General features: G+C 63.3%; 8 protein-coding genes. 3 read left to right on the forward strand and 5 right to left on the reverse strand.

Annotated elements, in window-relative coordinates; genetic code table 11:
• The 3 genes from VIG90_RS04460 to VIG90_RS04470 form a co-directional block, all read right to left on the reverse strand.
• Window positions 1-433: MFS transporter (locus VIG90_RS04460; RefSeq protein ID WP_331592250.1), on the reverse strand; the 433-nt coding region annotated here is incomplete at its 3' end.
• Window positions 430-1707, reverse strand: coding sequence for an MFS transporter (locus tag VIG90_RS04465; RefSeq protein ID WP_331592251.1), 1278 nt, complete (start codon window positions 1705-1707; stop codon window positions 430-432). The genes VIG90_RS04460 and VIG90_RS04465, both read right to left, overlap by 4 nt.
• Window positions 1708-2251: 544 nt before the next feature.
• Window positions 2252-2911 (reverse strand): TetR/AcrR family transcriptional regulator, encoded by a 660-nt coding sequence (locus VIG90_RS04470; protein WP_331592252.1) that lies wholly within the window; start codon window positions 2909-2911, stop codon window positions 2252-2254.
• A gap of 115 nt (window positions 2912-3026) precedes the next feature.
• Between VIG90_RS04470 and VIG90_RS04475 the strand changes: the two genes are divergently transcribed.
• The 3 genes from VIG90_RS04475 (at window position 3027) to VIG90_RS04485 (ending at window position 7150) form a co-directional block, all read left to right on the forward strand.
• The gene (locus VIG90_RS04475; protein ID WP_331592253.1) at window positions 3027-3812 is read left to right on the forward strand and encodes an SDR family oxidoreductase; all 786 of its coding nucleotides are present in this window, start codon (window positions 3027-3029) and stop codon (window positions 3810-3812) included.
• 72 nt (window positions 3813-3884) lie between these two features.
• Complete coding sequence (locus VIG90_RS04480; protein WP_331592254.1) at window positions 3885-6188, forward strand: TonB-dependent receptor; 2304 nt, start codon at window positions 3885-3887, stop codon at window positions 6186-6188.
• A gap of 548 nt (window positions 6189-6736) precedes the next feature.
• Window positions 6737-7150: a hypothetical protein gene (locus VIG90_RS04485; protein WP_331592255.1), complete on the forward strand. Its 414-nt coding sequence runs from the start codon at window positions 6737-6739 to the stop codon at window positions 7148-7150.
• Window positions 7151-7169: 19 nt separating this feature from the next.
• Here the strand turns inward: VIG90_RS04485 and VIG90_RS04490 are convergent, their stop codons facing one another.
• Complete coding sequence (locus tag VIG90_RS04490) at window positions 7170-7985, reverse strand: hypothetical protein (protein WP_331592256.1); 816 nt, start codon at window positions 7983-7985, stop codon at window positions 7170-7172.
• A 158-nt stretch (window positions 7986-8143) separates the two neighbouring features.
• Window positions 8144-10006 (reverse strand): fimbria/pilus outer membrane usher protein (locus tag VIG90_RS04495; RefSeq protein WP_331592257.1); only part of this gene is annotated, 1863 nt, incomplete at its 5' end.

A 10006-nucleotide genomic window follows, 5' to 3' on the forward strand; every position in this document is an offset into this window, starting at 1 on the left:
CATACTCGCCGCCCGTCGAGAAGCCCTGGACCATCCGCAGCACAATCAGCAGTGTCGGCGCCCAGAACCCGATGGTGGCGTAGGACGGAATAAGCCCGACGCACAGGGTTGCCCCCGCCATCAGAAGAATGGTGAGGGCAAGCACCGACTTGCGGCCGAGCCGGTCACCCAGCGGTCCCCAGAACAGCCCGCCCAGCGGCCTGACCAGAAAGGAGATGGCAAAGGTCGCCAGGGCGAACAGAACGGCCTCGTCCATTTCGCCAGGAAACAGCGCCGCTGAAATGTAGGTAACGCCGTACGCGTAGATGCCGTAGTCGAACCACTCGGTCGCATTGCCGATCGCCGATGCGGCGATGGCGCGGCGCAGCGTGCGTTTGTCTGGCACCTGCTCCAGGGTCGTCGGCGAGGCGATCGTCTCAGCCTTCTCTGTCATGAGGACATCCTGCCTTCAGTCGCGGATGGTACGGTCATGCCATCCTGGTCAAGTTCGGTGGAGTTGGGGTCGAGCAGGGCGGCAACCGGCGTGGTGCGCGGCAAGATCTGATAGCTTTGCTGTTCGTCGCTTGGGACGGGGTCACGGGCCGCCAGCCGCCACAGGCCGAAGGCCAGCATTCCAGCCGCACACAGCGCGATAAACAGGAACAGACCACTCGACCCGATGAGACTCATGGCACTTGCCCCGAGGATTGGCCCGAGCGCGGCCCCTACCGAGTAGAGCAGCACCAGTCCGCCGCTGGCGGCCACCCGCTCGCTTGCATGCAGGCGGTCGTTGCTGTGCGCGACACAGAGCGGATAAAGCGCAAAGCTGAGGCCGCCCCAGAGGCCACCCATGGCAAGCAGAAGAAGCCCAGGCCCGGATGCCAGGGCGATACCGATACTCGTCACCAGCGTCGCGCCAAAGCTGGCCACAAGGACAAGTCTCCGGTCATAGATGTCGGAGAGGCGCCCCAGCGGCCATTGCAGCGCCACACCGCCCAGGATCACGACGCTCATGAACGTGGCGGTTTCGGCCAGATCAAGGCCGAGGCGGCGTACATGAACGGCAGCCATGCCATAGAATGCGCCCAGCATGAGGCCGGTTACGGTTGCGCCGACCACTCCCAGCGGAGACACCATGAAGAAGCGCCTGAGTGAAAACGGCGTCGGCTCCGCGGGAAGCGGCGGCGCACTGCGCGTCAGGCACAAGGGAATGATCGCCAGGGAAATCAGGATGGAGGCCGCCTGAAAGGGAGCTGCCGGCATCCCCCCGACCGCCGCCAGGAGCAGCTGGCCCAGCGCCTGACCCGAATAGAGCGCGACCATGTAAGCCGCCAGAATGCCGCCGCGGGTTTCCGGTTCGGCACGGTCGTTGAGCCAGCTCTCAAGGCACACGAAGACCCCGGCAACGCAGATGCCGTCAAAGAGGCGCAGGCCGGCCCAGAACAGCGGGGTCTGAAACAAGGCGTAGGCAAGGGTCGTTGCCGACAAAAGCGCCACGAATGCTGCAAAGGCGCGAATGTGCCCGACCCGCCTCACCACCAGGCCCGCACGAAGGGATCCGAGCACAAGACCGGCAAAATAGGCGGTTGCGACCGCACCGATGACAATATCGCTGCTGCCGGCCTGCTCGAGACGCAGGCTGACGAGCGTCGACATGAAGCCGCTGCCGCCCATGAGAACGAGGATGGCGATCAGCAGGCTTCTGACGGAAAGGATCGCTGCCAGCATCAGGCCACCAGCCGCGCCCGGGGCGCCGGGCCGTCTCCGTCCTCGGAACGCCTGCTCGCCTGTGCCGGACAACTGATCCTATAGAGCAGCCGTCTGGCAGCGGGTGTCGGTGTCTCTAATGCCAATACTTCGACTCTTTAACTATTTGGCCCCGAAAATCCATGCATTCATCGGCAACTCGGACAAGAATGACGCCATTTTCCGAGGGTTTCAACCCGAACGGAGAAATTAATATGCACCGGCGGACTTCAATGGCAAGGCTTAGTCCTTCGATACCCGAACAATTCGGGCACCGCCTGGCGTCGGATCCCAAGGATCGGCCGCCACGGCAACCGCGCCGTCCGCGGCCGGTGCGCCCCTCCTGTACCGGTGTGCGCCTCCGAAAGGCCGGGCACCAGCGGAGTTCTGGGACAAGGCTGGCGCTGCACCGAGCCTTGTCCGCCATGATGAACGACGGCGGGGCCCTGAAGGACGCAAGGGCGGAGCAGGCGGGGCACAAGAAAGGCCCGCCCCTAGGCTCAGCACAGGCGCTGATCGGATGGCGTTACAGGTGCGGCCGCAAGACGGCCTCGGCGCTGCGTTCAAGCATGGACCAGAACTGGGCCAGACGGTCCGGGTCAGAAGGGTCATAAATACGCTTCTCGCCGAGCAGGCGGCTGGTCGAGACATACATCAGGATCGGCGTCGTGAGTAAGTGCATCGCCAGCATCGGCTCCACGGCAGCGAACTGCCCGTCCCGCTGGCCGGCCTCGATGATGGCCTCGAATTCCCGGATGATGGCATCGGAGAACTTGACGGGCTCGGCCGTGCGCGAGACGTGATCCGAGCTGTTGCGCAAGATCAGCCGGGCCACCGTCGGCCGATTGACCATGAAGTCCAGCCATCCCCGGAGCAGGGCCTTGAGCTGGTCCATAGCCGCCCCCTCGACTTTCCGCCCAAGGCTGTGACGCCGGAGGTCCTCGTAAAACTGCGCCTCGACTGTATCGTAGATTTCCCGCTTGGACGGAAAATGATGCAGCACGGAGGGCCGGCGAATGCCAACCGCCTTTGCAATGTCATCAAGGCTGGCGCCGGCAAAGCCGACTTCCGCAAAAATGCGCTCTGCCTCACGCAGTATGTCTTCCCGCGTCGAACGGGAGGCTTGCCTGTCCGCACGGACTGTCTGGGGCGGAAGCGTCGGGGCATCGGCGGATCGCATGGCCATGGGCTCTGAATTGTCCTCTCGGTCCCCCCTATTGAAAGGCATCCGGCTCAATTGACAAGCAAAACCGTGCCCCATACGCTCACCTACCAACATGTAGGTAGGGAGGGATCTTGTTATGGAGACTGCTGACTACACGCCAAAATTGGCAACGCCTGCGACGGGCGTGGTCATCACCGGCGGCGCCTCCGGGCTGGGCTATGCCTCGGCCTGTGCGCTTGCCGCCGTCGGACGACCGGTTGCTCTGTGGGATCTTTATGCTGATCGCGCCGAAGAACGCGCCGAAACCTTGGCCCGGGAATACGGGGTCAAAACTCTCGGTCTTGGCGTTGATGTGCGCGACGCCGACGCCATTCTTGATGCGGCTGAAAAAACCCGGAAGGCCTTGCCGACGATCGGCGGGCTTGTCCACTGTGCCGGCACCGTCGACACCGACGGCTTCGAAGGCGTGACGCCCAAGAGCTGGGAGGATGGCATCAATGTCCATCTGCGGCCGGTTGTATTGCTGACGCAGGCTTTTCTCGAAGACTTGAAGGGCTCACCCGGCAGCGCGATCGTGGCGACGTCTTCCATCAACGCAACGCTCGGGAACGCCATCAACCCGATCTATTCGGCCGCCAAGGGCGGTGTCCTGTCCCTTGTACGCTCCATGGCGGACGGCCTGGCGCCTTACGGCATCCGGATAAATTCCGTTTCACCGGGGCAGATCATGACCCCGATGATGCAGCCCTCCGTCAATACCCTGCCAGATGGGTATTTCGAGAAGCGCATCCTGCTCGGGCGCATCGGCGCGCCGGAGGAAATCGGCCGGGTTGTCCGGTTCCTGCTGTCGGAGGAGGCCAGCTACATCACCGCCTCCGAGATCGTGGTCGATGGCGGCAACATCTCGTCCCAGCGCGGCTGAGGACGGCTCAAACGGTGCCGCAAAGAGCACCGCAGCGCAAGGCAGATCAGAACACTTAAGGGGAGGTATCATATGTCAGCAGTCAATCGCACCGCGCGTGATGTGATGTTTGGCGGCGCGGCCACCGCGATCATTGCCCTGGCCAGCGGCAGCGGTCCGGCCAGAGCCCAGGACGCGCCGCACTCGCAGCAGGCCCAGGCATCACCCGTGCTTGGAGATATCGTGGTAACGGCGCGCCGGCGCAGCGAGAACCTGCAGGACGTCCCGGTTGCCATCACGGCGTTGACCGGGGCGAGCCTTGAGGAGCGCAACATCAGCGATGTTCTGGCACTTGACGGCATTGCGCCGAACGTAAAGGTCGTCGCCAGCGCCAGCAACACCACCAGCTATATCCAGATCCGCGGCTCCGTCACCCTCAACCCGAACCCGGGGTATGAGCCGGCCGCAGCCATGTATGTGGACGGCATCTACATCGGCAAGTCCGTCGGCTCGACCATGGAAATTGCCGACATCGAGCACATCGAGGTGCTGCGCGGGCCGCAGGGCACCCTGTTCGGCCGCAACACGCTGGCTGGCGCCATCAACATCGTCACACGCAAGCCCAGCGGCGAATGGGGCGGCAGCGTCAAGCTCGGGGTCGGCAATTATGATCGCCGCCTCGGACAGGCGACCCTTGATCTTCCCTCCTTCGGCAACCTGGCCATCAAGCTCTCCGGCCTGTGGTCGGAGCGGGAGGGCTACATCAAGGCCCGGGCGAACCCCTACAGCCAGATCCCGTCCTCGCCCCCGACAGTCAAGCGTATCGGCGACGAGGAGAGCCAGGCGCTCAGGGGTGCCGTTCGTTTTACCCCAACGGACGATCTGACGTTCGATTACACGATCGACTACAACCGGGTGCGCAACACGCCGTTGGCAGGCGTTCTGCAGTCGGTCGGGGAGAACGGCATTTTCGACCCCGCATCCCCCAGCTACATCGGCGTGCCGCTGTATCTCTACGTTCAGACCGGATCGCGTCCGCGCGACTACTACGGCACGGCAGGCCCTGACGGCCAGAAGCTGTTCGAGACGATGGATTCGACCATGCACACCCTGACCGCAGCATGGGACGTGGGCGGTGCCACCATCAAATCGATCACCGGGTATCGCGACATGGACTGGGGCCAGTCCCTGGATCTTGACGCATCACCGCTCCCACTTGCAGCCGCCGGCAGCGATCTGGATTACCGCCAGTTCTCCGAGGAAGTCCAGGTCAGCGGCACGGCCGGCCGGCTCACCTACACCGCAGGGCTTTATTATTTCAACGACAAGGGCGACCTGCTGAACCCGCAGCAGTTCTTCGGCGCCACCATGGACTCCTGGGCCCTCTTCAAGACGGACGCCTATGCCCTTTATGGCCAAGTCGACTACACGCCGCCCATTCTCAATGACAATCTCATCCTGACCGCCGGCTTCCGCTACAGCCACGAGAAAAAATCGGTCGAGCGCTCCGCATCCAGCGCCGGCTTCATCACGATTCCTGATGGAACCCGAGCGGAGGAGACCTTCAAGGGATCGACCCCGACCTTCATTGCCAAGTATGCGTTCAGCCCGGACTTCAACATCTACGCCAAGTACGCGGAAGGCTTCAAAAGCGGCGGCTTTTCAACCGATGCCGCCACGGTCGAGGCGGCGGTCACACCCTATGACCCAGAGACCGTCAAATCCTGGGAGTTCGGTGCCAAGACCCGACTGCTGGATGGGCAGATTCTCCTGAACGTCGCGGCGTACTTCGATAAGCACCACGACCAGCAGATCAGCGTCTTCTCGCCCAGCGCCGAGGGTTTTATCACGCGGACAGCCAACGGTGCCCGCTCGAAAATCCAGGGTTTTGAGGTCGAGTTGCAGGCGCAGCTGGTCGACGGCGTGCGGATCAATGGCAACGTCGGCTATACGGACGCCAAGTTCCTCGATTATTTCCCGGTCGTTGGCGGCCCGGATGCGGGCAACAGCTACGCCTTTGCCTTTGTGCCCAAATGGACGGCCTCGGCCGGGTTTGAAGCCCAGCTCCACGAGAGCGACAACGCCGTCGTCACCCTGGCAGCGGACCTCAGCCATTCATCGGGCTATTCGTCCCTGCCCTACAGCAAGGATCCCGCAGTTGATCCCAACATCTATTCGACCCAGGTCGGGGCTCTGACCACCGTGGATGCGCGGCTGATCATCAGCGACATACCGGTGGGCAACAGCGCGCTCCAGGCAACGCTGTTCGGCAAGAACCTCTTCAACGCCGCCGAGCGGACGGCAGGCATCGATTTTGGAGCGGCCTTCGGCAACATCGTCACCCGCAACTACAACTGGCCCCGCACCTGGGGTCTCGATCTGACGCTCAAGTTCTGATCCATCTGTCCTGTTTGAAGGCTTCCCCTGAAGGCCCGGGCAACCAGGCCCGCAGGGGAAGCCGGGTCAGCAGCGCAGAGGCACAGGACCAGAAGCGCCAGGTCAACGCCTTTTTTGAAAAAGCCGCACGGCCAGCCGTCTCTTGGCCAGTGACTTTCATCCGTACCTTGATCTTGCCCGAGGGCCGGGCGCATCTCCCGGACGAGGCGGCGGAGCCGGCCGGTCCCACGGACCAGACAGGACATCAATCGATCAGCGGGCTGCGCCAGCATATCTGCGACCGTCGCTTCGGCGCGGAGCGACCCGCCGTCTCCCGTCGCCAGCGCAGGCTGGCAAAAGAGCCACAGCAGTTCCCGAAACGGGTCTCGGCGCGCAACTGCAAGCCTTGATCCCGCTACAGGTGGTTGTCCGGTCATCGGATTTATTTATGCTCTTTGCAGCGTCCGCTCGCGGCCGGCGTAGTTGCTCGAGTATCAGATACAAAAGCCGCGCAGCCAGGGCGAACTCTGCCCCTAAGCCACAATTCGGCACATTTCATGAAGACCAGCGTGACCATAGCAGTTCTGTTCCTCACGGCTTCGACGCTGGCCAGCAGCCACGCCGGGTCGCCAGACACTGGCGCCATCCAAGGCGCCGTCCGGCTTCATGGCTGGGTTCCGGTCGTGTGCCGGGCGGACGTATCGGACCTGCATCCGGAGCCGGACGAAGCCGGATCGATGCGGTTCGTCGGCACGCTGGAGGAACTTTGCAACGGTGCCGGCTACCGGGTCTGGCTCGAGCATACCGGCAGCATGCGGGGCGTGGCAATCATCGACAATGTGCAGATTGCGCTTGACCCGTCAGGCCGCACGCTCATCAGCCGCTCGGCGCAACCTGAGCAGCGCAGGCGCGCCCTTGTGCTCCGGTTCGATGGCAACGCAGCCCCGCAATCCGTCGCCGTGCATTTGCAGCCCGGCATCTGACAGCGGCAGAACCTCCTGTTCAGGGACAATCTTCAACGGTGCCGCTGTAGGTTGCGGCCAGCGGCGTGACGGTAATTGTCAGGGTGTCTTTATATTCTGGCGCTGCGGCCTTGTCCCTGCCTCCTTCCAGGAGACGGACCCTCAGCGGAAGGTTCTTCCCGGCCAGACCGGCTCGGCCGCACAAAACCCTCATGATGCGGGGAAACTGCGGCGATGCGAGGCGCCCTAGAAAATAAGCGGCATATCCGATCCGCTGACTGGGCGTCTCCGGCGAGCCGCCGGGATAGGTCATCCGGTAGCCGTTGGCCGAGCTGACACTGACGCTGTAAGGGCCAGAGCTTGCCACCCGCACCGCCCCTTCGATGCTGCGCTGCAAGGCGCCCTTATCGTCGAGATCGCCGATTTCACCAAAATTGAGAGCCGCACCCGACCAGCCCGCCCGAAGCGCACTGGCCACGTCGATCCTGACCGTCAGTGCCTGATTGAGAATCATGGGCACCAGGACCGATGCCCCGCTCCTTATGGTATCGCAGATATAGGAGAGGTCGAAGATCAGCGGCTGCCCGGCAACCAGATCAAGGCCGGCAGGCACCCTGATGGTCAGAGGAAGCGAGACAGTGTCGGCCTGACCTGCGCCGCTGAAATCATGGTAGATTGTGCCAGCGCCGGGTGAGGTCAGCGACAGCCGCGGCGCCTGGGACAATGGGTGCAGAACGCTTTGCCCCCTGTGGCGGATATCAAGAGCCGCCTGGCCGGCTGGCATGATAAGGAAAAAGTTCACACTGCGGGTCTTGTCGGATTCCGTCCCGCCAGTCCTGGTCAGCGTCAGGGTCACGGACACTTCCGCCAGGCCGCTGGCCGACAAGGGATTGTATGCCCCGATGCTGGTACTCGTTGTGCCCGAGATACCGCATGTCTGGGCAGCCGCAGGCGTGGCCCAGAGACAGCAGGCGCTCAGGACCGAAAGGGACAGGCCGTGGCGGACTCCAGATGTCATCGTGCCTCCGAATTCGGCTTTAAATCGCCGACGTTCAGGACTTCGCCCGTGCCTTCAGGCACCTCCAGACTATAGCTGAGTGCAGGCTCTGTCAGCATTTCGATCCGCCAGCGTCCGGGCCTCAGGCCATAAAGCCCGAACCGGCCGGCGGCGTTAGTGAAAACCGATATTGTCCCGCGCTCCGGCTTTGCCAGTTCGGTCGCCTCGCCCGCGGTGAGCGCGAGCGGCTGGCCGTCCAGGCCCAAGAGCCGGCCCGAGGCGCTGATTGAATATTCCGAGCCCACCTGGAACCTGTAGCCGCTGCGGTAGGGTGGGAACAGGCGATAGCTGCCGCGCCCGAGGTCAATGCCGATGGGTGCGTCCGGCGCTGCAATGGCAACAGTGCTCTCCGAATAGGACGACAGGTTCGGCTTCAGTGCGGGGCCGATGCTGTCTGTCGCGGCCGTATAATTTTCCTCGGTCGGGTCTACCACGACCTCGGCCCCTCCGAGGCTCTCATGGGCGGTCACGATGGCGAAGCTGTCCTGCACCGGGCGGCCGAAGGCCACGGCCCCGTCGGCAAAGGCAAGCGATGCCGCCGCCCGGATGTTGGTTCGCGCATCGCGGGGCAACTCGAAGCGCTTGCCAAAGCTGCTCAGATGACTGAGCGCGAATTCGGCCCGGTTGCTGGTGTAGCTCAGGTTGCCGTTCGCATTCGTGCCAGACGCGCTGTGCTCCAGATCAGCGCCTGCGCTGTAGGCACCGACACCCTCTCCCTCACTGCGCTGGTAAGACAGGCGCGAGGTGCCATAGGCGGTATCGTAGGACGACTGGACGCTGGAGCGTCCGCCCAGCCGAACGGTCAGGATAAGTCGGGCACCGCTTTCGTTGCCGGCACTGCTGACGTTGCGCTGATGGAAAAAATCTCCCGCAAGGTTGATGTCCGGGGTCAGTCTCCAGCCCACGGAGCCGCGGATCATGAACGGATCCGGTCCATCACCCATCCGGCTGGAATGCTGAACATCGATCGCCGCATACAGCGCCTCGCCGAAGCTCTGACTGTAGCTGGCACCGATCCGCTGCTTGAAGGGCACCTCCACGGTGCTGGTCTCCGGTGCGGTAAACCGGTTCGTCCACAGCTCTGCCGTCAGATTGAGCGTGCCGCCCCACCCCTGCGCCCACGGAAAATCGCGCTGGAATGTGGCAATGCCGGCAACGCCAGTCGTGCCCGAAGACCTGGAAATGGCCGCCTGCCCCGCCAGGATGCCAAAAGGCGTTACCCATATTGCCTCGAGCCCGCCCACTGAGGTTCCGGCTTCGGCCTGGGCATTGACGCCCAGGGTGACTTGCTCGCTGATGCCGCGGCGATAGTAGCCCGAGGCCGCCCATTCATTGGTATAGTTGATCCCGCCACGGGGCCGGGGAGCTTTCAGCCCGGCATGCAGTGCAAATTCGCTTCGCCCGGCGGTCAGCTGATCCTGATCAAAGAACAGATTGAACCGCAGCGTCTCCGTGCGCCCGGTGTCGTCCGTAATGTTCAGACGCACATCGTTGGCACCATAAGTGGTCGGAAAATCGCTGAGACTGTATGGGCCGGGATCAAGCCTCACGCGGCGAACCAGCTGGCCATTTACCAGGACCTCGACCGTGGAGGGGCGGCGAAGCACAAAGCTCTGCCGGCCCGTCGGTCGCACCGACTGATGAGGGCGCAGCAGGCCATAGGAGCGCTGCACCATGATCCCTGCCAGCGGCAGAGAGGTCTGGAAGCCTTCCGCCAGGGTCAGCACATCCCCCAAAGTCCAGCGCACGACGGACTCGACATCATCATAGACAAGGCGGGTGCCGTGTCGCTGCAGATCGCTGGTCAGGGCGCCAGGCTG

It is taken from the genome of Pedomonas sp. (genome assembly GCF_036515995.1).
In the GTDB taxonomy this organism is placed as follows: domain Bacteria; phylum Pseudomonadota; class Alphaproteobacteria; order Sphingomonadales; family Sphingomonadaceae; genus Pedomonas.